This window comes from Streptomyces sp. NPDC048659, assembly GCF_040650575.1.
Lineage (GTDB): Bacteria > Actinomycetota > Actinomycetes > Streptomycetales > Streptomycetaceae > Streptomyces.
This window is the reverse complement of sequence record NZ_JBEZHM010000051.1, coordinates 24,243-51,167: the sequence shown is the minus strand read 5'-3', so window position 1 is coordinate 51,167 and position 26,925 is coordinate 24,243. Positions and strand designations below refer to the sequence as shown.

Below are 26,925 nucleotides of genomic sequence, written 5' to 3'. Positions count from 1 at the left end.
CCTCGGCTCAGCAGGTCACGGTGCCCCTGCGGATCGCGTGCCCGCCGGTGTTGCTGTCGTCGGACCAGTAGACGGGCTTGGTCCCGCCCACGCACTCGTCGGCCGCGGCGAGCGCCAAGCCCTCGTTGTTCAGGTTGGCCATGCCGGCCGGGCGGTTGTAGGTGCCGGCCAGGGCGAAGCCGCCGTCGGCGCCGACCTTGAAGGTCCGGTGCCGGCCGGAGCAGGTGTCGTCGCAGACGGCCCACAGGCGTGCCGCCTGCGGCTCCCACTGGAGCTCCATCACTCCGGCCATGCCGCTGGCGAGCGTGGCGACGCGCGTGGCGGCGCCGCCGTCCTCCAGCACGTACCCGTAGATCGATCCGGTGCCCTCCACGCCGACGAAGAAGACGCCGCCGGTGTGCGCGCCGAAGCGGGCGGGGTCGTAGGCGGCGCCGGTCGACTGGTCCTTGAATCCGGCGGCGGTGAGGGTGGTGTCGGGGATCCAGGTGATGGCCTCGAAACCGGCGTTGGAGCCCACGGCCGGCAGCCCGGCGGTCAGGTTCCACTCCTTGGTGGCGGTGAGGCTCGTGCCGGTCCCGGTGGCCACGTCGTAGCGAAGGACGGACAGGCGGCTGGTGCCGGAGGCGTCGCCGTTGCGCTCGCTCGCGACGTACGCGCCGCCCGCGGCGCCCGCCCCGGTCAGGGTGACAGCCTCGCTGTCGGGCGCGCCGGAGCCGCCGGGGAAGCGCAGGGTCTTGCCGGAGGTCCAGCCGTTCGCCGTGTCGGGGCGCCAGCCGCCGGAGCCGTCGCGGACCAGCCGCCACAGCTTGCCGGAGTTCTGGGCGCCCCACAGCACGGAGCCCTCCTCGTACAGGCCGCTGAGGTCGGAGCCGAAGACGTTGGAGCCGTCGGCGGTGGCGACGGTGCTGCCGCCGGGCCACGCCTGGGGGCTCGTACCGCCGCCGGAGCCGCAGTCGTTCGGCGCGCCGAGCGTGAGGGCCGCCTGCCCGAAGGCGCCGGTGCCGTCGGGGCAGCGCGACCAGGAGGGCGCGGAGTGGCTGGTCCAGGTGTAGCTGTCGACCAGGGTGCTGCCGCCGGGGAGGTAGAGGCGGGCCTTGTCGCTGGAGCCGAGGCCGAAGGCCGCGGAGACGTCGAACGCGCGGGCGGCGCCGGCGGCGAGGGTCGTGCCGCTCGGGACGGTGAACGCGGAGCTGTTGTTGTCGTCCTTGAGGATCCACCCGGAGATGTCCACGGCGGCGGTGCCCTTGTTGAACAGCTCCACGGAGTCGTTGACGCTGCCGGTCGTCACCACCTCGTTGATGCGGATGTCGTCCGCCGGGGCCGCCTGGGCGGCGGGGGTGGGCATCGCGAGGGCGGCGGCCATGAGGGAGCCGGCGACTGCGAGCCGGAGCCGGCCGCGCGGGGAGGGGGCGAGGCGACGAGGTCCACGGGGAGCACGCACTTCGGGCACGGTGTCCGTCCTGGTTGGGGGTGGGTGAGGCGGAGTGGAGTGGAAGGGAGTGGCGGGGCTGAGCAGGAAGAGGTTCGCGGCCACCGCCGAACGGCGCCCGGCATCGGACCGCTCGCCAGGTGAACGCGTGCCGAACGACAGGTCGTGGGCGCGGGCGGGCTCGGGCGGGCGCAATCAAGGCATACAGGACCGCGATACGGGCGGAGGCCGGTCGCGCCGGTCCGGTTCGCGACACCGGGGACGGGGTAGCGCTTCCCTCGCCCGGGTCGCGGACCATACTGGTCGGGCCCCGATCACCCACTGAACGGTTCCATGGTCAACAACAGCGACAGCACCTCATCGAGCACCCTCCCCGGCACCGCCTGGCTCGCGCGCGGCCGTCACCTCGGGCCCGAGCCCGAGCGGGACGTCCGCCGCAATCTGATCGCCCTCAAGGCCGCCGGCGTCATCGACGACTTCCTGGACCTCGATCCCGTCGAGGCGGCCCGTTCCACCGATCTGTACCCACGGGGCGAGTCCGCCGACCCCGGTCCGCTGGCGCGCCGCCTGTTCGAGGCGCGGTGGCGGGTGGCGGACGAGGTCACGGTGCGCGCGCAGCTGACCACGTACGACCCGGCGTCGCGCCGCGCGGAGGGCGAGGGCGTCCTCTGGGTGCTGGCGGCCGAGGCGGAGCGGTCGTGGGCGGCCGACTGGCCGTCGCCCGCGACCGTGTTCTGGCCGGACACCGATCAGGTCGCCTGGGACCACGACACGGTGGCGGAGCTGCGCCTGCGCACGCCGAACCATCTGCCCCAGGACGACGGCGAGCTGCGCCGGCTGCTGCGGGAGTGCGCCAGGCAGAGCTGGTTCGTCCACGTCGTGGTGCACGAGGCGATGACGCCGGACGCGCTGGGACGCCGGCCGCTGACGGCGTTCCTGCCGCCGAGCCTGCGGCATCGCGTGGTCGAGCACCGGGCGACCCCGGAGCAGGCGCTGATCGCCGACTTCGCGATCAAGCGCGAGCTGGGCGTGGGAATACCGCGCGGCGGAGCCGTCGTCCTGCCCGGCGATCCGAGGGCGGACGGCTACGAGGCCGAGCGGTTCACGGTCCGGAACGTCTTCCTGGACGGTACGGAACCCTCCGAGCTCATCGCCGCGATCGTCGCCTGCGCCGCGCTGCCGCGCCCGCTGTCCGCCGAGGCGGAGCGGGCCCTGGCCCGGCTGCGGGAGGGCTGGCACCTGTACACGCAGGAGGAGGAGCTGGTCCACGCGCGCGCCATGGTGACGCATTACGCCACCGCCCTCGCGTCGATGACGGCCTCCTGCGACCTGTACCGGGAGGCGGCGGAGTCCGCGCTGGCGGCGCTGGCGGACGTCAACGGAAGCGCTGCCGGCACCGGCGTACCGGTGAGGCCGGGCGCACTGTCCGAGCCCGGGGAGGCCGGAGTGCCCGGCACTCCCGGACGGCCGGGAGTGCCGGGAGCGTCCGGGCTGCCTGGGGCGCCGACGACGGCACCGACGACGGGGCCGAAGCAGGACTCGTCGCCTCTGAAGGCGCTGTCGAGAACATTCGCCCGCTTCCGGAGCCCGAACGAGTAACGCCGTAGAAGTCACAGAAGCTGTAGAAGCTGTAGAAGCCCATGAAGATGCCGAATTCCTCTCCCCTTTCCCCCACCCGCGCGGGGCGTCCGGTGCTCGCGGCCGCCATGGTGCTCGCCCTACTGCCCCTCGCGGCCTGCGGCGGCCGGGTCGAGCCGATGGACGAGGTGCGGGACGCGCCCGCGCGCGCGTCCGCGACGGCGCCGCCGTCCGAGCCGTCGGCGACGGACGCGACGGCCGCCACGGCGGGCTTCGCGAAGCTGGAGCGCGCGTACGGTGCGCGGCTCGGGGTGTACGCGATCGACACGGGCAGCGGGCGGGAGGTGGCGCACAACGCCACCGAACGCTTCGCCTACGCCTCGACGTTCAAGGCGCTGGCAGCAGCCGCTGTGCTCCGCACCCACACCGTGAGCGGCATGGACAGGGTGATCGACTACACGCGGAAGGACGTGGTCGACCACTCACCCGTGACGGAGAAGCGCTTGGAGTCCGGGACGGGTGGCGGGGTGGCGCGGATGACGCTGCGCGAACTGTGCGACGCCGCCGTCCGCTTCAGCGACAACACGGCGGCAAACCTCCTCTTCGACGCGCTCGGCGGTCCCGAGGGCCTCGCCGCCGCGCTGCGCCGGGCGGGCGACACCACGACCCTGGTGGAGCGCCGCGAACCCGAACTGAACCGCTGGTCCCCGGGCGAGACCCGGGACACCACGACACCCCGCGCGTTCGCCCACGCCCTCCGCGACTTCGCTCTGGGAGACCTCCTCGGCCCCGCCGAGCGCGCCCAGCTGACGACGTGGCTGCGCACGAACACCACGGGCGACGAGCTGATCCGGGCGGGAGTCCCGGCGGGCTGGGTGGTCGGCGACAAATCGGGCGGGGGCGGCGTCTACGGCGTCCGCAACGACATCGCCGTGGTCTGGCCGCCGGACGCCGCGCCCATCGTGATCGCGATCATGTCGAACCGGAGCACGAAGAACGCCCCCTACGACAACAAGCTGATCGCACAGGCGGCGTCCCTGGCCGTCGGGGCGCTGGAAAAGGGACAGGGAGCTCAGGGGCAGGGGGCGGCACGTTCGGCGCCTTGACGGCTCATGGACCGTGGAGGCACGGGTCCTCCCCGCCGCACGTGGGGGGGGGGCGGCCCCTCACTCGATGCCGAGCGGGCCCACGCCCAGGTCCTCGCGCATGAGGCGGCGCATCTGTGCCATGGCCTTACGGCGCCGCTCTATCAAGGGGTCGACCTCGGGTGAGCCGACCGCCGTTCCGCGCGCGTAGGCGTCGCGGAGGGCGCGCAGGCAGTGGAAAGCCTCGTTCCCCGCCTCCACGACCTGGGGCGGGCCGACGAGCCACAGGCGCTCGCCGGCGGTGTAGATGCCGGTGCCGCGCACGGCCTCCCGTACCGCCGCGTCGCGTGCCGAATCCGACCTGTGGTCGCCGAGGGCGACGGCCCGTATCTCCTCGCCCGCGGCCTTGAGCGCGGAGACGTACTCCGTGTACACCTCCCGCCGTACGTCCAGGGCGTGCCGGTTCTGCTCGCGGCGCCAGCGGCTGCGGTCGGCGATCATGGTGGCCGCGATACCGATGACGGCACCGGTCAACGTCGAGAGCAGGGGCGTCCAGTCCATGCTCCGCAGCTTGCCGAAGCCACCGCGCGCGCACCAGCGACTTTCACCCGTCGCCGGGTCCGCGTGCGTCCCGGGCGGGCCCGAGGCGTCATCCGCCCTGGCGGGCGGCGGTCGGCATCCCCCCGTGCGGGCTGTTGACGACCAGGGGGATCGAGCCGTCCGCGAGGTAGAAGTGCCCGGGGAAGTAGTCGAGGTGGAGGTGGCCGCCGTCATCGGCGGAGGCCATGGCGCGGAGGTTGTCCGCGAGCGCCTCCCGCCCGGCGGCGTCGCCGCTGACGACGAGGGTCCGCCGTCCGGGGCCGAGCCGGATGAGGACCCCGGGGCCGGGGCTCGTCCGAACCTCGATCTCGGCCAGGGTGTTCGGCGCGAACTCGCTGCCCGGCGATGTCGTGCAGCCGAGCCTCCCCTCGCCCGCCTCGACCGCGTCCGCCAGGCGGTGCAGTTCGTCGGCCGACGCCGCGAGGTCCGCTTCGTCGTACGCCGTGTCGCAGGCGACTCTCAACGGGGGCTCACGCCTCCTCGGGCGTCGCCGTGTCGTCGGCGGGGCGACCGGAGCGCCTGCGGCGGTGGTAGAGGACCGCGCCGCACACCGCGAGGAGGAGCGCGGCCACGGCGGACACGCCGAGGGCCGTCTGCTCGGCGAAGAGCCGCCCCAGTACGGCGAGCACGCCGAGCCCGGCGGTCGCGTAGATCAGCGCCCAGGCGGCGCCGCCCAGGAACAGGGCGGGAAGGTAGCGGGGCAGCGGCATCCGCATGCTGCCCGCGAGGAAGTTCGCGGCGGTCTGGAAGCCGACGGTGAGGAACGAGACGGCGACCACCGGGGCGCCCCAGCGCTGGATGGCGCGCTCGGCCCGGAGGAACTTCGTCGAGGAGATCCGCGCGCCGAACCTGCTGCGGCGGGCTCCGGCCCCGGCGAGCCACCCGACGGCGAAGGTGCCGCCCGCGCGGAGCAGGACGATGACGTACAGGGTGGCGGCGGTGAGCGCGATCTTATCCACGGCGCCTCGTCCCGGACGCCGTGCCGGACGCCATGTCGGACACCGTGCCGGAAGGCCCGTCGCTCGCCACCGGCATCACCGGCATCGCCGGAATCACCAGCGTCGCCGGCCCGTCGAAGCGACGACGCGCGTCAGCCTGGTCACCGTCTTTCACCTGCGCCCTGCCTCTGCACGTCCGTCCGCTGGGTCCACGCCCGCACGACCGGAACCCGAACCGCTTCGCCCGGGTCCGAGCGCCAGGCAAGGCCAGCCTAACCGAACATGCATACGGCGGGTGTAGGGCACCTGACGGCACGGTTCGACCGGCACGGCCGGCGAGTCCGGCCGCCCCACCGACAGCCTAAACCTCTTCCGGGACCGCGCCGAGCCGCGTCACCCCGCCGACCGGCGGGGTCCTGACGGACGCCTGACGAGGGCCTGACGAGGGCCTGACAGGAGCGGAAGCCCGCGTGTAGCGTCGCCCCATGACCGACGAGATCACCGCGCGGGCGGGCAGGGCCTTCTACACCTTCGACGGCCGCATCTTCGAGATCTTCAGCAGCCACCCGTACCGGTTCCACGTCCGGAACATGGAGTTGGAGGTCTCCGGACCCGACCGCAAGGGCAGGCGGACCGTCGTGGTCACCACCGGGTCTCCCGAGGCGCGGTCGACGGTGAGCACCTGGCACTACACGGCCGAGGAGTGGCAGCGGGCACAGGGCCTGGAGGCGCTTCTGGAGGCGGTGCGGGCGGCCATCGCGTCGGCCCGCGCGGGCGGCTCGGGCGACGCCTGAGCGCGGCGCGGGGGCGGTGGAGCCGGGCGCCCGTCGCTCAGTCGTCGAACCAGACGACGAGGCGTACGTTGTCGTCGCCGTGCCGCTCCGCGAGGTCTCCCATGGCCCGCCAGACGGGCTGCCACTCGCCGGTCGCGGTGACGGCGTCCTTGCGGCGGAGGACGACGGACCGGTAGAGGACGTCCCCGACGAGCCACTCGCTCCCCTCGGGCCACTCCCTCTCCTCGCCCTTCGTGAGCCCGACGGCCTTGGCGAACGCCGGGGACCAGCCGGACTTGCCCATCATCCTGCGCCCCTGCGGAGTCTCGTGGTACTGGTGAAGCCGCTTGTCCGGCTTCTCCGCGCGCTCCTCCCAGTCGACGGCCTTGACCTCTCCCCACGTGATCCACGTGTGCCCGTGGAACCCGTCCCCGCCGTACCACTCGGCGAGCTGCGCGAACCTCGCACCGAGGGCCGCGGACACGTCGCCGGGGAGACCCCGATGGGCGGCCAGCGGCCGGAAGTTGGCGTAGTTGCGGACGCCGAAGAGGCAGCCGAACGCGTCATAGTTGCGAGTATCGTTGAGAGAGTCGAGATCGTGAGCGACGTACCAGGCCGCCTCCTTGCCGCCCTCCGATGTTCGGTACTCGATGAATCCGCTGATGTCCGTACCCATGTCGATCATTGTCCGGACGGGGTCAACTGGGTTTGTCCGCGCGGGTTTTCCGCTCGGTCATCGTCCCCGGCGTGGTAATCCGGCCTGCCGCTACCACCGTGGGGGGCAAACGCCGTCGGGGAGTTATTCGGTTGCCTGCGCCGACAGTGCGGGATAGGAACGCCGGATGATGTTGTTCGAGTGCCTGGCATGTGGCGAAGAGCTTACGAATGCGTTGAGGCTGCTTCCCGAAGTCCCCGACGCACCGCTCCGGGACATAGACCGCGAGCTCGCGACGGGAGACCGGAGGGCGCCCGCGACGATGCCCCGGGGCTGCTACGCGATCGAGACGGAGCCGTGGGGGCCGCCGTACGTGCCCGCCCTGACGGACGGGCCGGCCTACCGGCGCGGGCCCTGGAAGGGCGGTGATCACGGGCCCCTCACGTCCGCAGGCCCTCGGGGCAACATCGTCCTGCACCCGGATGACGCCATCGGCCTCACCCTGCGTCCCCAGAGCGGGGGCTGTCACGGACCGTACCTGGATGGCGGGATGAACCAGGAATGCGGGTGCGGCGTCATGGTCGGGACGCTCACGGCCGAATGCTACGGACCGCACGAGCTTCACCTGGCAGCGGACAAGGTGCGAGAAGTCCACGTCCAGCAGGGGGAGGAAACGACGACGGGCGTCGCCTAGAGCGGCCGGTCGGACTGCCGCCGGTTTCGGAGCCTTGGGTCCCGTATCGCCGGCAGGCGGATCAGCGTTTCGGTGAAGGCATGACGGTTGGGGATGAGCTGGTACGAGGGGTGCGGGGGCAGGGGGTAGTCGTCGCGGAGGACTCCGGGCGGGAGGGTGCCCGTCGTGGGGAGCGGGGAGAGTTCGTCGGGGTGGACGAGGTACGCCCAGACCCCGCTGTCCAGCGGGACCACCACGGCCTCCGCGTCGCCGGGCGGACTCCACGGCTCTCCGGTGAGGGGGTGGCGTGGGACGAGGAGGATGTCGGGGCGCGGATCCGGGACGGGTATCCCCGGGCCCGCGAGGTCCAGCGACCGGGTCTCCGGGTCCGGGGCGAGGCACTTGGCGACGGCGAACCCCAGCAACTCCCGGACCGGACCGGGCGGGAGGGTCACCGGGCGATCACCGGTCACCGCGACGAGGTGGGCGAGGACGACCCCGAGCGCGGCCTCCCAGCGGCGGCTCCATCGCCCGTCGGGTTCGACGGGCGGCACCCGGTGCCCGGCCTCCGCCAGGTCGTCCCAGTCGGGCGGCGGCACGGGCGGGAGCCCCGAGTCCCGGCGTACGACCGCGCCCGGTTCGAGCCACACCACCTGCCACAGCCCGCAGTCGTCCATGCGGGTCGCCACCGCCCGCCCGCATTCCTCGCACGCCAGGTTCGGGCCCGCCCTGCCGTCCACGCCCATACAGTAGCCCTCGCACTTGTCGAGGATGAAGGTCATGCTCCGGGTGTCGCCCGGGGCGATCACGATCCTGTCGCGGGCCCCGAACGAGACGCTGTACCGCGGCGCGTACACACCCTGGCGAGCCGCCTCGCCGTCTCCCGTCTCCGCCCAGAGCCGATACGGCGGACCGGTCGGGCTGGGCTCGACGGCGTAGGTCGCCGGAGCCATCAGCGGAGGGTGGAGCTCCTCCCATGCCCCGTAGTGGGTGTGGACGGGGAGAGCGACCCTCGACATCGGGGCCGTCAGCTCTGTTCCGCAATCGGCGCACTCGAAGACATCCACGTACGAACAAGCGTCCCTTCGCTCGGTTTCCTCGCGATTCTGCGACGTCCCCGTCGGCGCGTCCAACCGATTTCCCACGCCTGCCGGCCTTTCCCGTCCGAGGCTCTCGAATCGCTCGGATCCGTGGCCTTCGCAGGGCTCTCAGAGGGCCTGAGAGGGGGTTCGGGCGGGGATTGGACCGTCGTCGGGGACTCGCACCGCCTCAGCCGTCCGGCCGGATCCGAGCAGCGCGGCAGCAGCCCGCACACGCCCCCGCCTCACCGCGTCTGACCTGGCGTTTTCCGCCCAACTCCCTAGGCTGAAGGCTCCGTTCGACCAGCATGGGAGGGTGCTCCATGAATGACCACGCGCATCAGTACACGGCCGCTCACATCCAGGTTCTGGAGGGGGTCGCGGCGGTCCGCAAACGCCCGGGGATGTACGTCGGCTCCACCGGCGTACGCGGGTTGCACAATCTGGTGTTCGAGTCCACCGACTGGGCGGTGAAACAAGTGCTCGCCGGGCACGCCGAAGGCGTCGCGGTCGTGTTGGAGGCCGACGGCGACATACGGGTCACCGCCGAGGGGCGAGGGGGCGCCGACCTGGCCACTTCGCATGCCGAGAACGCCGAGAATGCGGAGAAATCCGAGAATGCCGAGAATGCCGAGGGTCCTGAGAGACCTTCCCTCCATGAGCTGTTGACCCAGTTCGCCCGGGTTGGGCGGATCGGGCGGCGATCCGTGAGTGTCGGTCTCTTCGGTCTCGGGCCGGTCGTCACCAACGCCCTGTCGCGCCACCTGACAGGTGAGACGGATCAGGCGGGAGTGCGCTGGACTCAGCGATTCGAATGCGGTGCGCCCGTCGGCCCGCCATCGCTCGACGGGCCCGCGACGGGCGCCGGAACCGTCCTCGTCTTCCGGCCCGACACGGCGGTCTTCGGCACCGCCACGTGTTCGTTCGACGACCTGGCCGAACGGTTCAGGATGCTCACGTTCCTCAACCGTGGCCTGCGCATCTCGTTGATCGACCGCCGCGAGTCCGCTTCGGGCGGGACGCGGTCCGAGTCGTTCCACTTTCCGGGCGGGCTCAAGGACTTCGTCGCGTTCCTCATGACGCGTGCCGGGGTGCTGGGCGATGCGGGTGTCTTCGGTTTCGAGACCGAGGTCGAAGTCGAGGCCGCAGCCGAGGCCGAGGCCGCCACGAGGGTTGGGGGCGGAGGGCTCCCAAGCGCGGGGAGTCTGGAGGTCGCTCTCGGGTGGAGCGACGCGTGCTCGGGCGGGATACGGAGTTTCGCGAATTCACAGGCCACGCTCCACGGCGACCATATCCTCGGCCTCTGGGACGGCGTCGCCGCTGCCGTCGAGACGTTCGCGCGCGAGAACCGGATGCTCGATTCCGCCGCCCCGGGTCTCGAAGCCGATTCCGTAGCCGACGCGCTGCGCGATGGCCTCACGGTGGTCGTCTCGGTGCGGCTCGACCACCCCCGGCTCGGGGGGAGCACGAGGGAGCGCCTGGACAACCCGGAAGTCCGTGCTCCGATCGCCGCGGCCGTCGCGTACCGCCTGGGCCGCTGGTTCGCCGAGAATCCCGGCGTGGCCTCGGCCGTCGCCGACCGCGTCCTGAGCGGGCGGCGGCGAGCCGAGGGCTGAGCGACGGGTCCCTGTGCGCAGAACGGGGACCCGGATCCGGAAGTGGATCCGGAAGTGGATCCGGAAGTGGATCCGGAGTCAGCTGGACGCGCGCGGCACGCACGGGTCGCAGCAGGCCGGTGCCGGCTCGACGCATACCGACACCGAGTCGGCGTTGTCGGACGGGTCCGGGTCCTTCTCCGCGCCGGTGACCGAGGCGTTGTTCGTGATCAGGCCGGTCCTGGTCGCCTTCGCCCGGAGGACGAGTGTCGCGCGGGCGCCGACCGCCAGGTCCCCGACCGTCCAGCGGCCGGTCGCCGGATCGTACGTGCCTCGGGAGGCGTCGGCGGAGAGGAACGCGAGGCCGGCCGGGATCCGGTCGGTGACGGTGACGCCGGTCGCCGGGCTGGGTCCGGCGTTGTGGACGGTGACCCGGTACGCCACGGTCTGCCCGACGGTCACGGTGGTCTCGTCGGCCGACTTGGTCACGGCCAGGTCCGCCGCCGGCCGGACCACCGTGACGGCCTCGTCCGAGGTGGCCGTGAGCGGTTCCGGCGTGGCGCCCAGGCGGTTCTCGTACGTGGCGGTCGCCGTGTTGGCGACCCGGGTGCCCGCCGTCTCCAGGCCGAGGACGACCCGGTACTCGACGGTCGTCCCGCCGGGCAGGGAGGCGGTGTTGGCCAGGCTCCCGCCCTGGGTGGCGGAGGCGTCGGTGCCGAGCCGGAAGACGACCGCGTCGGCGGCGGCGTCGTAGAACGCCTGGTCGTCCCCGCCCCGGTCGGTCTTCGCCCCGCTGTTCGGGCCGTCGATCACGCGCAACGAGCCGGGCACGTACGTCGTGCCCGGGGGCAGGATGTCGGTGAGGGTGAGGCGCTCCGCCGCGCCGCCGCCCTCGTTCCTCGCGTTGATCCGGTACGTGACGACGTCGCCGACGTCCAGCGGGCCCACCGGGATCGCCGTCTTGGTGAGCACCACGTGCGGGGCGGTGCCGAAGAAGATCCCGTCGAGGAAGTTGCCGATGCCCCGGTTGCCGCCCGCGGCCGATACGGAACGGAAGGCGAAGCGGGTGGTGGTCTGGCCGTCGGGGACGATGTAGGTCCCGGTGTAGTAGCCCCACGCCGTGTTGCCGTCGGTGAAGGTGCGCTGCTCGACCACTCCGCCCGGGGCCCCGATGTCCAGGGCCATCGTGTCCTGTCCCTGGCGGCCCCGGTGGTAGAGGCGCCAGTACAGCTTGGTGCCGGGACTGGTCGGCAGGTCCTGGTACAGCGTGGAGACCTGGTTGGCGTTGAGCTCGGCGAACTGCTCGCCGTCGGCCGAGGGCACGCCGTTGAAGCCGGAGTGCCACAACTCGATCATGTGGTCGGTGGCGGTGGTCAACCAGCCGGGGACGTTCCGCGGCGCCTGTGTCTGGGAGGCGTCCGGCAGGAAGGCCATGTCGGTGACGGACGGCTGCTCGAAACTGCCGTTGACGAGCGCGACCCGCAGCGGGGCCGGCGAAGGTGTGGTCATCTCGCGTCTCCAGTCCAGTCTCTCGGCGATGGAAGCGGTGGAAGTGGTGGAAGCGCCGGAAGGCCGCGGCATGTCACCTGACGTGACGTGACGTCGAAGCACACGCTCGGAGCCCCTGACGCTCTGTAGCTCACCGGCCCGGCACAGGTCACGTACAGTCGCCGCGAAAGAGTCCCAGCCACCCCGGAACTTGAGGTTTGCGCGCAACGGCATCCAGAGTCACGGCCCTGCCGCTCCTCCCCTCACCCCCCGGCTCGCCCCACCCCTCCCCCGCCGCACGGCTCTCCCTCGCGCCCCACTCGTGCTGACCGAATGCCACCGTCGCCTGACGAGCGTGCGCCAACCGAAACGGTGAATCCCCGGGCATGGCGTTGACGAACATGTGTGCGCGCACGGACACGGGCGGGCACGGTCGGGCACGGAAGAGGCGCGAATCGGGCCCGGACCGCTGGAGGGGATGATGGGGAGCGGAACGATGGATCACCAGGTCAGGAGCCTGCACGTGAAGCGGATGCACCAGCCCCGCGAGGACGCCGAGTTCGATTTCATCCTCAAGATGAGCGGGGTTCCGGTCCTCGCGTACTTCATCGGCACCTGGCCCAAGGCGGTCGAGCCCTGCAAGACCATGGACCTCGTCGTGGGCGCCGTCGCCGACGAGTACGCGGGCCGTCTGATGGCCATCCGCGCCGACATCGCCCGCTGCCCGGCCGCGACCAAGCGCTACGGCGTCACGGGAGCCCCTTCGTACGTCCTCCTGAGGGACGGGGAGGCGGTCGCGCGGGGCACCGGGATCCTGAGCAGCGGCGAGTTGCGGGAGCTGCTGGAGGGGCACCTGTGACCTGCGCCGCCGCGCGGGCCGGCGCCGATACACAGCCGACACAATTCCGCGCGCCCGTGGACGCACGGTCCTGATTCCGCGGACGCGGTCGCCTTCCAGGCTTCGGTACGTACGCGGTGATCGCGTATTCGGGGAGCATGGGAGGCAGCGGTCATGGACACGTGCGGGACACGATCCGAAGGGCTCACGGGCGACGGACTCACGGGCGACGGACCCGCGGGCGAGGGGCTTGCGAGTGGGCGGCTTGAGAGTGGGGGGCTTGCGAGTGGGGGGCTTGCGAGTGGGCGGTCGCTCCGGCGGCGGCTCGTCCTGGCCTCCGCCGCCGCGGCGATCGCCGTCGGCGTGGGTGTGGGCGGCTGGGCCGGGGTCTCGGCCCTCACCGTCGCGGATCCGGGCCGCGGCTCCGGCGCCTCGGCCACCGCGCTGGGCGCCACCGAGGCCGCGCTGCGGGCGCGGCTGGACCTGCCGTGGCCCGAGGAGGGCCAGGCCGGCGTCTCCGTCGAGGGCATCGGCAGCCTCGGCGGCAGCGGCGACCGTGAACCGGTGCCGATAGCGAGCGTGGCCAAGGTCATGACCGCGTACCAGATCCTGCGCGACCATCCGCTCCGCGCCGGTGAGGAGGGCCCGGAGATCACGGTCGACGCGACGGCGGCGCAGGAGGCTTTCTCGCTCAGCGAGTCCGCCGCGCCGGTACGGGAGGGCCAGCGGCTCAGCCAGCGCAAGCTCCTGGAGCTCCTGCTGCTCCCCTCCGGCAACAACATCGCCCGGCTGCTGGCCCGTTGGGACGCGGGCAGCGAGCAGGCGTTCGTGGCGAAGATGAACAGGACCGCCGGGTCCCTCGGCATGACCAGGACCCGGTACACGGGGGCCAGCGGCCTTGAGGACACGACCCGCAGCACCGCCGACGACCAGCTCGCGCTCGCCCGCAAGGCCATGGCGGAGCCGGTGCTCCGGGAGGTGGTCGCCATGCGCGAGACGACGGTGCCCGGACATCCCGGCCCCATCGCCAACACCAACCGGCTCCTCGACGAGCCCGGCGTGATCGGCCTGAAGACCGGTTCGAGCACGCCCGCCGGAGGCAACCTCATGTGGGCCGCCGAGGTGAAGTCCGGCGCCACCCGGCACCTGGTCCTCGGGGTGGTCCTGGGCCAGCGCGCCCACACGACGCCCGCCGAGGGGCTGGGGGCGGCCCTGGAGCGCAGCAGCCGTCTCGTCGGCGCCGTCCGGCAGGGCCTCCCGTCCGCCCTGGCCGGGATCGCGGGGGCCCGCCCGTGAGCGACGTGATCGACGTACCCTCCACAGCGGCTCCGCGCCCGGAGGCTCCCCGTACCCCTGCCCGTACCCCTGACCGCGAACCGGGCTGCGGGAGGAGCGGCCGGTGGCGGCGGGGGCGGCTCGCCGCCGCCGGGGCGGTGGTCGTGGCGCTGCTCATGGTCGGGCACGCCGCCGTCCCGAACGTTTTCGGCAATCCCGGGAGCCTCCTGGAGACCTTCCTCCCCTGGCTCGGGCTCGGCGTCCTCTTCTGCGCCGCTCTGGCCGCGCTCCGGCGCAGCGCGAGCGCTGGTGTGGCCGTGCTGCTGGCGGCCGGGGTGTGGTGCGCCTCGTTCGGCGGCGCCCTCCTGGACAAGCGGGCGCCGGGCGGCGGCGACCTCACGGTGGTGTCCCAGAACGTCGGGGCCGAGAACCCCGACCCCGCCGGGACGGCCCGCGTCCTGGCCGCCTCGGGGGCCGGACTGCTCGCCCTGGAGGAGCTGTCGCCCGCGACCACGCCCGCGTACGAGCGCGCGCTGGGCGGCGCGTATCCGCACCACGCGGCGATCGGGACGGTCGGGCTGTGGAGCGCGTATCCGCTGCGGGAGATCGAGGCGCTGCCGATCATGCCGTGGACCCGCGCCCTGCGGGTCGTCGCGGACACCCCCAAGGGACCGGTCGCCGTGTACGTGGCCCATCTGGCCTCGGTGCGGGTGCACCCGACGGCCGGATTCACCACCTTCCACCGCAACGAGGCGGCCGGCAAGCTGGCCGAGATCGTACGGGCGGAAGCCCTCCCGCGCGTGATATTGGCCGGCGATTTCAACGGCACGGTCGAGGACCGTGCGCTGCGGCCGGTGACCGAGGGGTTCCGCTCGGCGCAGGCGGAGGCGGGCGACGGCTTCGGCTTCAGCTGGCCCGCCGCCTTCCCCGTCGCCCGGATCGACCACGTACTGGTACGGGGAGGCACGCCGGTCGCCGCCTGGACCCTGCCCCGGACCGGGAGCGACCACCTGCCCGTCGCGGCGTCGCTCCGCTGGTGAGCGGGCCGGGGGGCGGGGCGGCCCCGGGTCGACCCGGCGTCCCCGTGGTTCGGACAGCCGTTCCCCCGCGCGTACGCTCGCTACACAGAACACAGAAGACAGAACCGTACGTACCACTCCTATCCGACTACTCCTATCCGACTCTCAGGTGACGTGATGCGACAGCGGGACAACGCCGCGACCAGCCCGGCCGGGCAGCAAGGCGGCGGTGACGCCGCCGGTACCCCCCAGGTGCGCGTGCTGCTCGTCGAAGACGACGAGACGATCCGGAAGTCGATCGGCATGGCGCTCGAGCGGTACGGATACCGGTTGTCGGGGGCGCCGGACGGCCTGACGGGCCTGGAGATGTTCCGGGAGGGCGGCCATGACCTGCTGCTGCTCGACGTGATGCTGCCGCACCTGGACGGCATCGGCCTGTGCCGCCGGATCCGGGAGACCAGCCAGGCGCCGGTGCTGATGATGTCGGCCCTGGGCGACGCCCTGAACGTGGTGGCCGGCCTGGAGGCCGGTGCCGACGACTACGTCGTCAAGCCCGTGGACACCGGCGTGCTGGTGGCCCGGATCCGTACCCTGCTGCGCCGGGCCGCCTTCACCGCCCCGGCCTCGACGGACGACGGCTCCGACGCTGGGGGTGGCGGGGGCGGCGGCGAGACGCTCTCCTTCCGGGACCTGACCGTCGACACCCTGGGCCTGGAGGTCCGCGTCGACGGGGACCTGATTGCCCTGACGCCCACCGAACTGCGGCTGCTCCTGGAGTTCGTGGCGTCCCCCGGCATCGCGCAGCAGCGGCAGACCCTGCTGCGCAAGGTGTGGGACTACGGCTGGGACGGGGACATCCGGGTCGTCGACCTGGCGGTGCAGCGGCTCCGGAAGAAGATCGGGGCCGACCACATCGAGACCGTGCGCGGCTTCGGCTACCGGTTCAGGCGCTGACATGGCCGGAACGGACGGCCGGGTGAATCCGGGCGTGGAGGGCATGGAGCGGTTGGAGGGCATGGAGCGGTTGGAGGGCATGGAGGGGATGGAGGGGGTGAAGGGGGTGAAGGGCTCGGACGGTGTGGAGGACGCGGACGGCGCGCGCGGGGCGCTGCGTCGCCTCGCCGATCCGCGTTCCCTGCGGTGGCGGATCGTGGCGGTGGTCGCGGTCGCCGCGTGCGCCATGGCGGTGGGCATCGGCGTCCTCGTGCACCGCACCACCGTGGACCGTTCCCGGCACATCAGCGCCGGTTACGTGCTGCGCGAGCTGGACACGGCCGTGGCGGAGTACCGGGGGACCCGGCCCGTCCCGCCGCGCCCGACCGTCGACCCCGGCTATCTCAGCGGCGACGAGGTGCCGGACCGGCTGCGCTCCCTGTTGGCTGGGCAGCCCGACGCCACGGCCGTGACCTGGTACGACACGGAGTCCCGGCAGGGGCCCTGGATGTGGGCGGCGCAGCGCGTCGACGGCGAGGTGATCGCCGCCAACATGCACATGGGGGCCGAGGAGCGCAGCATCCAGGCGCTCGACCGGCACATCCGGTACGCGACGATGGCCACGCTCGGCGTCGTCGTCCCCTCCACGCTGCTCGCCGCCGAGCTCGTCCTGCGCCGGCTGCGGCGGGTCGCGGGGACCGCGCGGCGGATCAAGCGCGGCGATCTGGACGCCAGGACGCTGAGCCGCCGGCACGACGAGATCGGCGAGATCTCGTCGGCGGTGGACCTGATGGCGGACGCGTTGCAGGAGCGGCTGCGCGCGGAGCAGCGGTTCACCGCGGACGTCGCGCACGAGCTGCGGACGCCGCTCGCGGGCCTCGTCACCTCGGCGTCGCTGCTGCCGGAGGGCGAGGCCACCGATCTGGTACGGGACCGGGTCCAGGTCCTCCACGGGCTGGTCGACGACCTGCTGGAGGTCTCCCGCCTGGACGCGGGCACCGAGGAGGCCGACCTGCGGCCGGTGCCGCTGGACGAGCTGGTGACGGAGTCGGTGCGGCGGGCGGGGCTGGAGCCGGACACGCGGGTCTCGGTCGTCGGCCGTCCGGTCGCCGTGACCGACCCCCGGCGGCTGGACCGGATCGTCACCAACCTGCTCGTCAACGCGCACCGGCACGGCGGAGCGCCGGTGGAGGTCCTGGTCGAGGGGACGTCGATCGTCGTCCGCGACCACGGTCCTGGCTACCCGCCCGAACTCCTGGCCCACGGGCCGCAGCGCTTCCGCACCGGCACGGCGGCTCGCGGCCAGGGCCACGGCCTCGGCCTCACGATCGCCGAGGGCCAGGCGCGTGTCCTTGGTGCCGACCTCACGCTTTCGAACGTGGGCGGGCGGGCGGGGGATGCGGGCGGCGCGGTCGCCACGCTCGTCCTCCCGGCCTCGGCCGAAGCGGCCCGCGCCACCACGGAATGGGGCTGAGGGCGGGGGCTGGGTTGGGTCGGGCTGGGCTGGGCTGGGCTGGGCTGGGCTGGGCTGGGCTGTACAACCGGCCGTCTACGGCGCACTGTTCCCTGTGCGGTGTAGACGACCGCTCGCCCGCTCATTCGCCCGTCCGTCCGTCCGTCCGGTCAGGAGTCCCACGTGTCCTCCCGCACCTCTTCGTCCAAGCCCGCGTCGGAACCCGAGCCGCCGCACGTCGTCGACCCCGCAGGCGGCTGTCCGCACGCGTTGAACGCAGTGTTGCGGGCTCGTGGTCCGGTGGCCGATGTCGTGTTGCCCGGTGGGGTGCCCGCGGCCGTGGTGCTCGGGCACGACGCGCTCAAGGAGTTCCTGTCGCACCCGGACGTGGCCAAGGACGCCCGTAACTGCCCGGCTCTGAGCGATGGTTCGATCCCGGCCGACTGGCCGCTGCGGGTGTTCGCGAACGCCCAGGGGATGCACACGGCCGACGGGGCCGACCACCGCCGCCTGCGGTCGCTGGTCGGCAACGCGTTCACGGCACGCCAGGTGGAGCGACTCAGGCCGCGTGTCGAGGAGCTGGCTTCCGGGCTGCTGGACGACCTGGCGCGAGCCGCCGCCTCGGAGGCGGACGGGGTCGCGGACCTGCGGGCCCGTTTCGCCCTGCCGCTGCCGATGAGCGTCATCTGCGAACTGCTCGGCGTGGGGCCCGAGCACCGGGGGCGGCTGCACGAGCTCTCGTACACGGTCATCGTCGCCACCGACAAGACACCCGCCGAGGTGATGGCCGCCGTGCGCGAGCTGGTCGAACTGCTCGGCACGATCGCCGCCGCCCGCCGCGCCGATCCGGGCGACGACCTGACGAGCGCCCTGATAGCAGCGCGTGAGGACGGCGGCGACCGGCTCAGCGAGGCCGAGCTCATCGGCACCATGCGCCTGATGCTCGTGGCCGGCCACGAGACCACCCTGAACCTCATCAGCAACGCCGTGCGGGCGCTGTGCACCCACCGGGACCAGCTCGCCCTCGTCCTGGAGGGCAAGGCCGACTGGTCGGACGTGGTGGACGAGACGCTGCGCTGGGACGGGCCGGTGAGCTGGTTCCCGTTCCGCTACCCGACCCGCGACCTGGAACTCGCCGGTACCGTCATCCCGCGCGGGACGCCGGTTCTGGCCGGTTACACCGCCGCCGGGCGCGACGCGGCCTTCCACGGCCCGGACGCCGACCGCTTCGACGTGACCCGCACCGGCGCGTCCCGGCACCTGTCGTTCGGCCAGGGCGCCCATTACTGCATGGGCGCCCCGCTGGCGCGCCTTGAGGCGACCATCGCGCTGGAACGGCTCTTCACCCGCTTCCCGGACCTCGACCTCGCCGTCCCCGACACCGAGCTCCCCCGCCAGCGCAGCTTCATCGGCAACAGCGTCGAGTCCCTCCCGGTCCGGCCGGGGCGCCCGGCCCGGCCCGAACGGGGCGCGGCGGAGGAGGGCTGCGGTACCGCGGCCGGCTAGCGCGAGCCCATGTGGGCGTCGAGCGGCCTTCGATTGGCTTGCCTCGAACGATCTGTCGAACGAACTCGCGATACAGTGCCCGCCTCTCTGCCATTCCTCTCTTTGAAACGAAGTACGGGATGCACATCCTGGACGATCCGTACGACTTGTCGGAGCGTGCGCGGGAATTCCTCCACCGCGCGGGACGGCGGGAAGACCCCGGCCGGTTCGAGATTCCGATCGAGATGTGGCGGGTGCGTGACCGGGCGGGGCGGATGGTCCTCGCTCCCCCGGAGCTCATCATCCGGCTCGAAGGCTTCGTGCAGCGCTACGGCGGTCTCCGCTACCACGTACGCAACAGCTGGAATCCGGGCGGGGAACCCTTGGTCTGGGAACGCGGCTGGGAGTACGACCACTACGGGGCCCGCACCGCCGCCTGGCAGGACGCCTCGCGGGACGGGTGGTGCTTCGAGTGGCTGGGCCAGCGGGTGTCGAAGCCCTGTCGGGAACTGATCCACACGAACGGCAGCGTCGGCAGCGACGTGGACGGCAGCGGTCCGTTCGTCGCCACCGCCCCGTCGCTCACCCGGCTCATCGAGTCCCACGCCGTGACCGACTCCGTCGCCGACTGGCGGCCCTGGCCGATGCTCGTCCGGTCCGCCGCGGATCCGATCCTGGGGCCGCTCGACCGGCTCCCCCTGGTGCCAGAAGCCTCGTGGGACACCCAGCGGTGGCTGCTGTCGGATTCCGTCGCCGTTTCCGACTCCGCGTGCCTTGGGCTCGGGGACGACGACGCCCCGCGCCGACGCTTCTGCGTCTGGTCGCGGGGCGAGGACGGGCACCGGCAGGTCCGGGAGGCTCTGGCGGCCGTACGGGAAGCGGAGCGGTAGTCGTCAGCCCTGGGCGCGGCGGCGGCGCGTGACGAGCAGGACCGCTCCGCCCGCCGCCCCCAGCGCGGCGGCCGCGACCAGGTAGGACCCGACCTCGCCGCCGGTCGTGGCGAGGGAGCCGTCACCCGTGCCGCCGCCCGTGGGAGGCGCCTCGGACGTGCCGGGCGTCGCGGGCGGCGTGGTCTCCTCGCCCGGCCGCGTCGTCGTGGGCGCCGGAGCGGGCGGGGCGGTGGACGTCGAGGTCGCGGTGGGGGTGGGGGTCGCGGACGGCTTCGCGCCGCCCGGCGGCGTGGACGGGACCTCGCCCGGAGTTTCGGGCGCCTTCGGCGTCGGCCGGCACGTAAACGTCGACGAACCGGTCCACGGGTAGTTGTGGCTCTCGTTGCCCGTACCGTGCGTGCGGATGTCGCCGCCGACGTACACGCGCCCGTTGGTGCTGGCGGTGAGGTCCGCCGTCGCCTTGGGGGCGAGGATCGAGCCCATGAAGTTGCCCCCGCCGCCGAGGCTGAGCGAGGTGGAACCCTCGAAGTTGTAGAGGATCCGCGACGCCGCCTCGCCGAAGCGCGGCGAGTCGTACGTGTCGGCGCGGTCGCCGTTGAACCCCACGGAGAGCGGGGAGACGGCCACTGCCTGACCACCCGTCACGTTGACCACGACCGCGGCCCCTTCGGGAATCCCCGTGAACAGGAACGTCGACGCCCCGTCGAGCTCCTTCGCCGCGATCTCGAAGACCTGCGGGCCCGCCGCCTTGCCGCCGGCGCCCTTGAAGGTGACCGTTTCGCCCGAACGGGTCGTCGTGCCGGTGCTCTTGAGCGCGCCGAGCGACGCGGACTCGCGGCGGATCGTGTCCCCGAACGAGTCGTACGGGCTCAGGGCCGCACGCGCCCCCATTCCGGCGGTACGGGAACCCCCGTTCGTTTCCAGGGAGCCCTTCTCGTCGATCGCCCCACCGACCGCGACGGAACCCCCGTACCGCGGGCCCGCCGTGAGGCCGTGACCCACGTCCACCGTCGTCCCCTTGGCGATCTTCACGTCACCGCCCACCGCGAGCATCACGGCACCCGACGGGGGCAGGATGCCCGAACCGGCCCCCACTCGGCCGATGTTGAAGACGCCTCCCGAAGTCTTGGCGAAGGTGGCGTTTCCCGCGACGACCAGCAGGCCCTCGGCCTCGGCCGTGCCTCCGTCGGCGGTGTAGTCGCCGCCCGCGTAGAGGGCGACGTTGGAGTCGGTGAAGCGGGGCTCGTGCCCGATGCCCGGCTCCTGCCCGGGAGCCGGGCAGCCGGGAGCCTGACCGCCGGCCGACGGCGCCAGCGGCTGGGCGAGCGCGGCGCACGGGGCGGAGAGACCGAGGACGAAGGCGAGCGCCACGGCGCCGCGCATTCCTGAGCGCATGGCGGCGGTGACTGTGTGCGACATGGTTGTGCCGTTCTCTGTGAGGGGTGAGGGGGCAGGGGTGAGGAGTGAGGGTGGTGGGTGCCGTGGGGGACGTGGGGAGGGCTCAGGGGAGGTCAGCCGCCCCAGCCGTCCCAGTCACCCCAGCCGTTACGGTCGGATCCCGTCTCCCGGTCCGACTCGGCTTGCAGGGCGGCGCGGGTCATCGGGCCGTACACGCCCAGCTCGTCGAAGAGCGCGCGGGAGATCTGGAAGCGGGTCAGTGCGGCCCGGACGGACTCGCCGAACGTTCCGTCCGCCGACCCCAGGTACAGGTGGAGCTGCTGGAGGCGGCGCTGGAGGTCCTTCACCCGGGGGCCCGCGCTGCCGAGCCGCAGGACGTCCGAGTCGGTGCGCTCGGGAGGCCCCGAGGTGCGGGCGGGCGGGCGCGTGGGCGGAGGGTTCGTGCGCGCGGGCGCGGTCGTGCGCGTCGCCGCGTGCGTGGTGCGGGGTGCGGCAGCACCGGTAGCCGTGGCGGTGGCCGTGCCGGCAGGGGGCGTCGTCGTCGCTCGGGCGGCCGGGGAGGTGCCGTGCGGGTGCTGCGGGGTGGCGGCGGACGTTGCCGTCGGCGTCGTGGTGTCCCGCGAGGAACTCGGCAGCGGCAGGTCGGGCACGGTCAGGGACAGGTCGCTGGGCGCCTCCTGGTCCATCCCGGAGGTCAGGCCGACCGTCAGCCCGATCCCTGCGGCGATGGCGCCCGCAATGAGGAGCGGGAGCGAGAGGCCGGCACCGTACTCGCGCCGCCCCGGCTTCCCGGTCGGCTTCGCGTCCGGATGCCATCCCGACCCCGACTCAAGCCCTGGGCCCGGCCCCGGGCCCGCCCCGGGCTCCGACATCGACTCCCACTCCGGCTCCGACGCCGACTCCGGGCTGCGCGCCGCACTCCGGCCCCGGGGCGTCTCGCCCCTCCCGCTCCGCTCCCGGCCGCTCCCCCGGTTCCGGTCCCGCCGACGGCCCTGGCCCGCCCCCGCCTCGGGCTCCGGCGCCCGCTCCAACCCCCGGTCCCGATCCAGCCCCCGACCTCGATCCCGCTCCGGCTCCCCGTCCCCCGCCGCCTCCGCCCTCCAGGGCCTGGACGCCCTTCTCGCGTGGCGGGACCTGCCCGCGCCGTGTCGTGCGCGGGGGCGGCCCTCGCCGGGGGCGCGCGGGGGCGGCGGGGCGGTGTCGAACAGCTCGACGTCCTGCTCTCGGGCGCCGGGACCGGTGGTGTCGGGGCCCGCGACCACCCCGAAGACGGGGTGGTCGCGCCAGGGGCGCGAGGGCGGCTCGGGGGCGCTGGAGGCGACTGCTTCGGTCAGGGCAGTCCTGTTGCGCATACGTGTGCTCCAGAGGTGGCGAAGCTGTGGGCGTTGTGGCGGGAACGCGGAGAATCGCGGGGCGCCGAGGAGACTCTGACCGGCGTTCAAAGTAAGCGTCAACTGCACCCATAGGGGTGCAGAAAGGGGCGCTCGCGACCTTGATTCTTAAACAACCCTTAATAAGTGACACACGTCACTCGCGGGGCATGAGGGGTCCGGCCGAAGGGGCTAAATACCGCCCTCCCGCGCGCAGTTGAACGCCCGGATTCGACCTTCCCTAAAATCGCGCGCCGCGAGACGACTCGTCTTGTTATGGTGGGGGCATGACTTTCTACTTCTTCGTCTGAGTCCGGGCACGGCCCCGCCGCCGTTCACGCCACCCGTTGATTCCTCGTACGCAAGGAAAGTCACCCATGCGCGACAGCGCCCGCCCCACCCTGCCCTCCGGCCCCTCGACGCCTCCCGCGCCCGCCTCCGCCTCCGCCGCCACGCAGCTGGCCGTCAGGGAGGTCACCAAGTCGTACGGCACCCGGACCGTCTTCGATCAGGTCTCCTTCACCGTCCGCCCCGGCGAGCGTGCCGCCGTCATCGGCGAGAACGGTTCCGGCAAGTCCACGCTGCTGCGCCTGCTCGCCGCCGCCGAGGCGCCGGACGCCGGGACGGTCACCGTCCGTTTCCCCGGCGGTGTCGGGCACCTCGCCCAGACGCTCGCGCTCCCGCCGTCCCGCACCGTGCGGGACGCGATCGACCTCGCCCTCGCCGAGCTGCGCGCCATGGAGCGCCGGCTGCGGGCGGCGGAGGAGCGGCTCGGCGAGGCGAGCGAGGCCGAACTCGCCTCGTACGGCGAGCTGTTGATCGCCTACGAGGAGCGCGGCGGCTACGAGGCCGACGTGCGCGTCGACGCCGCCCTGCACGGCCTCGGGCTCGCGGGTGTCACCCGCGACCGGGTGCTCGGCACCCTCTCCGGCGGCGAGCGGTCCCGCCTCGCGCTCGCCTGCGTGCTGGCCGCCGCCCCCGAACTGCTGCTGCTCGACGAGCCGACCAACCACCTCGACGCGGCGGCCGTGCGCTGGCTCGTGGAGCGCCTGCGCGCGCACCGCGGCACCGTCGTCGCCGTCACGCACGACCGCGGGTTCCTGGAGCGCGTCGCGACCACGATCCTGGAGGTCGACCGGGACGCGCGCACCGTGCACCGCCACGGCGACGGCTGGGCCGGGTACCGCGCGGCGAAGGCCGCCGCCCGGCGCGCCGCCGAGCAGCGGTACGAGGAGTGGGCCGAGGAACTCGCCCGCGCGGAGGAGCTGGTCGAGGCCGCCGGGCGGCGGCTGAACGGCACCGGCGGCGACCCGAAGCAGGGCTTCGGGAAGTTCCGCCGCTCCAGCGAGGGCAAGCTCGGCGGGCAGGTGCGGGCGGCGCGGGAGCGGCTCGCCCGGCTGCGCCGCCACCCCGTGCCCGCGCCCGCGCCGCCCCTGCGCTTCACCGCCGCGCTCACGGCGCCCGCGACCGTGACACCCCCGGGAACGCCCACACCCCCGGGAACCCCTACGCCGGTGGGCGAGCCCGCACCGGGGCCGCTGGCCGTACTCGACGGCGTACGGGTCGGACAGCGGCTGCGCCTGGACGGGACCCTCACGATCGGGGCCGGGGCGCGGCTGCTGGTCACCGGCGAGAACGGCGCGGGCAAGACGACGCTGCTGCGCGTGCTCGCCGGAGACCTGGCACCGGACGCGGGCACGGCGCACCGCCCCGCGCGGGTGGGCTATCTGCCGCAGGAACTGCCCGCGCGGGCCACGCACCGCTCGCTGCTCGCCGCGTTCGCCTCGGGACGGCCGGGGCTGCCGGAGGAGTACGCGGAACAGCTCCTGGGTCTCGGCCTCTTCCGCGAGGAAGACCTAAACATCCCCGTCGCCGAGCTGTCCGCGGGCCAGCGGCGGCGCCTCCAGATCGCCCGCCTCGTGACGCACCCCGCCGACCTCCTCGTCCTCGACGAACCGACCAACCACATCGCCCTCGACCTGGTCGAGGACCTCCAGTCCGCGCTCGCCGCGTACCCGGGAGCGGTCGTCGCCGTCTCCCACGACCCCGCCTTCCGGGACCGCTTCGAGGGCGAGCGTCTGGAGGTGCGGGCGGGGTTGGTCGGCGGGCGGGAGTGAGCCGGAGTCGGTGACGGGCGGCATTGTCAGACCCCCGCGCGATGATGCCTGCATGACCGCGATTCCCGCCGTTGAGGCGTGCTCCGCCCTGTCCGTTCGTGCCGACTACGAGGCCGCCCTCACGCGGCTGCGTGAGGCTTCGCGCGCCTATTACGGCGGCGAGAACAGCCCCATGGACGACGCCTCGTTCGACCTGCTGCGCCGCGCCGTGCTGGAGTGGGAGGCGGCGCACCCGGACGACGCCGCCGGTTCGCCGACCGGGATGGTCGCGGACGGCGCGGCGCCCGAGGGCGACGTCCCGCACACCTCGCGGCTGCTCAGCCTCGACAACGTCTTCAGCCCCGAGGGGCTCGTCGGCTGGGAGGCGTCGCTGCGGCGGCGCCTCGGGCGCAAGCCCAAGGGCGGGTTCACGGTCGAGCCCAAGCTGGACGGCGCGGCCGTCGCCGCCCGCTACCGCGCCGGACGGCTCGTACAGATCGTCACCCGCGGCGACGGCACCCACGGCGAGGACGTCAGCCACGTCATCGGCTCCGTCGTCGGACTGCCCGAGCGGCTGGCCGAGCCGCTCACGTTCGAGGTCCGCGGCGAAGTGCTCTTCACCCAGGAGCAGTTCGAGACGGCGAACGAGGTGCGCACCGCGCACGGCGGAGCCCCGTTCGCCAACCCGCGCAACGGGGCGGCCGGCACGCTGCGCGCCAAGGACCGGCCGTACCGGCTGGAGCTGACGTTCTGGGCGTACGGCGTCGTCGACCTGGACGGCGTCTCGTTCCTGCCCCCGGGCGCGGGCCACGCCCGGGCGCTCGCCGCCGTCGCGGACGCCGGGGTGCGGACCACCGCCGACACGCCCGCAGGGTTGCACGTCGTCGACACGCTCGCCCAGGCGCAGCGGCAGGTGGACGCGATCGCCGCGATGCGCGCGGGGCTGCCGTTCGGCATCGACGGCGTCGTCATCAAGACCGACCGCGCCGCCGAGCAGGAGGCGGCGGGCCTCGGCAGCCGCTTCCCGTACTGGGCCATCGCGTACAAGCTGCCCGCCGTGGAGCGGCAGACGGTGCTGGAGGACGTCGTGTGGGAGGTCGGCCGGACGGGGGTGCTGGCGCCGACGGCGATCCTGACGCCGGTCGAGATCGACGGCTCGACGGTCTCCCGGGCCACCCTCCACAACCCCGCCGACATAGCCCGCCGCGGCCTCCACCTCGGCGACACCGTCACCGTGTACAAGGCGGGCGACATCATCCCCCGCGTCCAGGCCCCGGTCGTCGGGCTGCGACCCGCGGGCGCGCTGCCCGTCCCGCTCCCCAAGGCGTGTCCGAACTGCGGCGGCTCGATCGACACGAGCCAGGAGCGGTGGCGGTGCGCCAAGGGCACCGCGTGCGCGCTCGCCCCGTCCATCGAGTACGCCGCCGGGCGCGACATCCTCGACATCGACGGCCTGGGCAGGACGTACGTCAAGGCGCTCATCGACTCCGGGCTCGTCACCGACGTCGCCGACCTGTTCACCCTGACCGAGGAGCAGCTCGCGGTCGCCTCCGGCAGCGAGAAGCGCGGCGCGAAGCTCGCCGAGCAGCTCGGTCTGGCCCGGACGCGCCCGCTCAGCCGCGTGTTCTGCGCGCTCGGCATACCGGGCACGGGGCGCAGCATGTCGCGCCGGATAGCCGGCCACTTCGGGACGATGGACGCCATCCGCGCGGCGACCGTGGAGGAGCTTCAGGCCGTCGAGGGCATCGGCCCGGAGAAGGCGCCGGTCGTCGTCGCGGAGCTCGCCGCGCTCGCCCCCGTCGTCGACAAGCTCGTCGCCGCCGGTGTCAACATGGCCGAGCCGCGGCGGGCCGGGGCCGACGACCCGACCGGCGCCGGCTCCGCCGGGCAGGGCGCGCTCGCCGGGAAGACGGTCGTGGTCACCGGCAGGATGACCGGGCCGCTGGACGGCTTCGGGCGCTCCCAGATGAAGGAGCTGATCGAGCGGGCGGGCGGCCGGGCCGGCAGCGGCGTCAACGCCCGGACCACGTATCTGGTCGCCGCCCCCTCGGCCTCGGGCAAGCCGAGCTCCAAGGCGACGGCCGCGCGGGAGCTCGGCGTCGAGGTGCTCACCCCGGAGGAGTTCGCCGAACTCGTCGCCGAGCACCTCGGGGCCGAAGACCTCGATGCCGAAGACCTCGGGGCCGATGGCCTCGATGCCGATGGCTCGGAGGCCGATGGCTCGGGGGCCGCTGACCTCGGAGCCGAGACCCGCGGCTGATCTCGACCCTCAACC

The 26,925-nt window shown here is 73.3% G+C and carries 22 protein-coding genes; 13 read left to right on the top strand and 9 right to left on the bottom strand.

Features of this window, described 5'->3' with window-relative positions; all coding sequences use genetic code 11:
• Positions 1-7: 7 nt before the first annotated feature.
• Positions 8-1,363: a lamin tail domain-containing protein gene (locus AB0C99_RS30610; RefSeq protein WP_362481966.1), complete on the bottom strand. Its 1,356-nt coding sequence runs from the start codon at positions 1,361-1,363 to the stop codon at positions 8-10.
• A 399-nt stretch (positions 1,364-1,762) separates the two neighbouring features.
• On the opposite strand from AB0C99_RS30610, the gene AB0C99_RS30605 reads away from it, so the two are divergent.
• Positions 1,763-3,028 (top strand): collagen-like protein, encoded by a 1,266-nt coding sequence (locus AB0C99_RS30605; protein WP_362481945.1) that lies wholly within the window; start codon positions 1,763-1,765, stop codon positions 3,026-3,028.
• A gap of 41 nt (positions 3,029-3,069) precedes the next feature.
• The gene (bla, locus tag AB0C99_RS30600) at positions 3,070-4,113 is read left to right on the top strand and encodes a class A beta-lactamase (RefSeq protein ID WP_362481942.1); all 1,044 of its coding nucleotides are present in this window, start codon (positions 3,070-3,072) and stop codon (positions 4,111-4,113) included.
• Positions 4,114-4,173: 60 nt separating this feature from the next.
• On the opposite strand, the gene AB0C99_RS30595 is transcribed toward bla, so the two are convergent.
• The 3 genes from AB0C99_RS30595 to AB0C99_RS30585 all read right to left on the bottom strand — a co-directional run bounded on the left by AB0C99_RS30595 (position 4,174) and on the right by AB0C99_RS30585 (position 5,651).
• Positions 4,174-4,653 carry a hypothetical protein gene (locus tag AB0C99_RS30595; RefSeq protein ID WP_362481940.1) on the bottom strand — a complete coding sequence of 160 codons (480 nt, stop codon included), beginning with the start codon at positions 4,651-4,653 and terminating at the stop codon, positions 4,174-4,176.
• Positions 4,654-4,741: 88 nt separating this feature from the next.
• Positions 4,742-5,155 (bottom strand): hypothetical protein, encoded by a 414-nt coding sequence (locus AB0C99_RS30590; protein ID WP_362481938.1) that lies wholly within the window; start codon positions 5,153-5,155, stop codon positions 4,742-4,744.
• A 7-nt stretch (positions 5,156-5,162) separates the two neighbouring features.
• A complete protein-coding gene (locus tag AB0C99_RS30585) occupies positions 5,163-5,651 on the bottom strand; it encodes a VTT domain-containing protein (RefSeq protein ID WP_362481936.1) in 489 nt (162 codons plus the stop codon).
• A gap of 464 nt (positions 5,652-6,115) precedes the next feature.
• Between AB0C99_RS30585 and AB0C99_RS30580 the strand changes: the two genes are divergently transcribed.
• Positions 6,116-6,424, top strand: coding sequence for a hypothetical protein (locus AB0C99_RS30580; protein ID WP_362481933.1), 309 nt, complete (start codon positions 6,116-6,118; stop codon positions 6,422-6,424).
• 37 nt (positions 6,425-6,461) lie between these two features.
• Here AB0C99_RS30580 and AB0C99_RS30575 read toward each other — a convergent pair whose 3' ends face one another.
• Positions 6,462-7,079: a hypothetical protein gene (locus AB0C99_RS30575; RefSeq protein ID WP_362481931.1), complete on the bottom strand. Its 618-nt coding sequence runs from the start codon at positions 7,077-7,079 to the stop codon at positions 6,462-6,464.
• 669 nt (positions 7,080-7,748) lie between these two features.
• Complete coding sequence (locus AB0C99_RS30570; protein WP_362481928.1) at positions 7,749-8,684, bottom strand: hypothetical protein; 936 nt, start codon at positions 8,682-8,684, stop codon at positions 7,749-7,751.
• A gap of 449 nt (positions 8,685-9,133) precedes the next feature.
• On the opposite strand from AB0C99_RS30570, the gene AB0C99_RS30565 reads away from it, so the two are divergent.
• Entirely contained in the window at positions 9,134-10,426 is a 1,293-nt protein-coding gene (locus AB0C99_RS30565; RefSeq protein ID WP_362481925.1) for a DNA gyrase subunit B, read from the top strand.
• 78 nt (positions 10,427-10,504) lie between these two features.
• On the opposite strand, the gene AB0C99_RS30560 is transcribed toward AB0C99_RS30565, so the two are convergent.
• Positions 10,505-11,914, bottom strand: a complete 1,410-nt coding sequence (locus AB0C99_RS30560; RefSeq protein ID WP_362481923.1) for a hypothetical protein — start codon at positions 11,912-11,914, stop codon at positions 10,505-10,507.
• Positions 11,915-12,389: 475 nt separating this feature from the next.
• Between AB0C99_RS30560 and AB0C99_RS30555 the strand changes: the two genes are divergently transcribed.
• The 7 genes from AB0C99_RS30555 (at position 12,390) to AB0C99_RS30525 (ending at position 19,786) form a co-directional block, all read left to right on the top strand.
• The gene (locus AB0C99_RS30555) at positions 12,390-12,752 is read left to right on the top strand and encodes a thioredoxin domain-containing protein (RefSeq protein ID WP_362481921.1); all 363 of its coding nucleotides are present in this window, start codon (positions 12,390-12,392) and stop codon (positions 12,750-12,752) included.
• Between the two features lie 342 nt (positions 12,753-13,094).
• The gene (locus AB0C99_RS30550) at positions 13,095-14,027 is read left to right on the top strand and encodes a D-alanyl-D-alanine carboxypeptidase (protein WP_362481920.1); all 933 of its coding nucleotides are present in this window, start codon (positions 13,095-13,097) and stop codon (positions 14,025-14,027) included.
• The gene (locus AB0C99_RS30545; protein ID WP_362481917.1) at positions 14,024-15,046 is read left to right on the top strand and encodes an endonuclease/exonuclease/phosphatase family protein; all 1,023 of its coding nucleotides are present in this window, start codon (positions 14,024-14,026) and stop codon (positions 15,044-15,046) included. The genes AB0C99_RS30550 and AB0C99_RS30545 overlap by 4 nt, the downstream gene beginning before the upstream one ends.
• Before the next feature lie 156 nt (positions 15,047-15,202).
• Positions 15,203-15,979, top strand: coding sequence for a two-component system response regulator CseB (gene cseB / locus AB0C99_RS30540; RefSeq protein ID WP_362481914.1), 777 nt, complete (start codon positions 15,203-15,205; stop codon positions 15,977-15,979).
• A 1-nt stretch (position 15,980) separates the two neighbouring features.
• Positions 15,981-17,432 (top strand): HAMP domain-containing sensor histidine kinase, encoded by a 1,452-nt coding sequence (locus tag AB0C99_RS30535; protein ID WP_362481911.1) that lies wholly within the window; start codon positions 15,981-15,983, stop codon positions 17,430-17,432.
• A gap of 162 nt (positions 17,433-17,594) precedes the next feature.
• Positions 17,595-18,917 carry a cytochrome P450 gene (locus tag AB0C99_RS30530; RefSeq protein WP_362481908.1) on the top strand — a complete coding sequence of 441 codons (1,323 nt, stop codon included), beginning with the start codon at positions 17,595-17,597 and terminating at the stop codon, positions 18,915-18,917.
• Positions 18,918-19,036: 119 nt separating this feature from the next.
• Positions 19,037-19,786: a hypothetical protein gene (locus tag AB0C99_RS30525; RefSeq protein ID WP_362481905.1), complete on the top strand. Its 750-nt coding sequence runs from the start codon at positions 19,037-19,039 to the stop codon at positions 19,784-19,786.
• Between the two features lie 3 nt (positions 19,787-19,789).
• Here the strand turns inward: AB0C99_RS30525 and AB0C99_RS30520 are convergent, their stop codons facing one another.
• The gene (locus AB0C99_RS30520; protein ID WP_362481902.1) at positions 19,790-21,205 is read right to left on the bottom strand and encodes a choice-of-anchor A family protein; all 1,416 of its coding nucleotides are present in this window, start codon (positions 21,203-21,205) and stop codon (positions 19,790-19,792) included.
• A gap of 92 nt (positions 21,206-21,297) precedes the next feature.
• Positions 21,298-22,056: a peptidoglycan-binding domain-containing protein gene (locus AB0C99_RS30515; protein WP_362481900.1), complete on the bottom strand. Its 759-nt coding sequence runs from the start codon at positions 22,054-22,056 to the stop codon at positions 21,298-21,300.
• 875 nt (positions 22,057-22,931) lie between these two features.
• On the opposite strand from AB0C99_RS30515, the gene AB0C99_RS30510 reads away from it, so the two are divergent.
• A complete protein-coding gene (locus tag AB0C99_RS30510; RefSeq protein ID WP_362481898.1) occupies positions 22,932-24,671 on the top strand; it encodes an ATP-binding cassette domain-containing protein in 1,740 nt (579 codons plus the stop codon).
• A 52-nt stretch (positions 24,672-24,723) separates the two neighbouring features.
• The gene (gene ligA / locus AB0C99_RS30505) at positions 24,724-26,910 is read left to right on the top strand and encodes an NAD-dependent DNA ligase LigA (RefSeq protein WP_362481896.1); all 2,187 of its coding nucleotides are present in this window, start codon (positions 24,724-24,726) and stop codon (positions 26,908-26,910) included.
• The last annotated feature ends 15 nt before the right edge of the window (positions 26,911-26,925 follow it).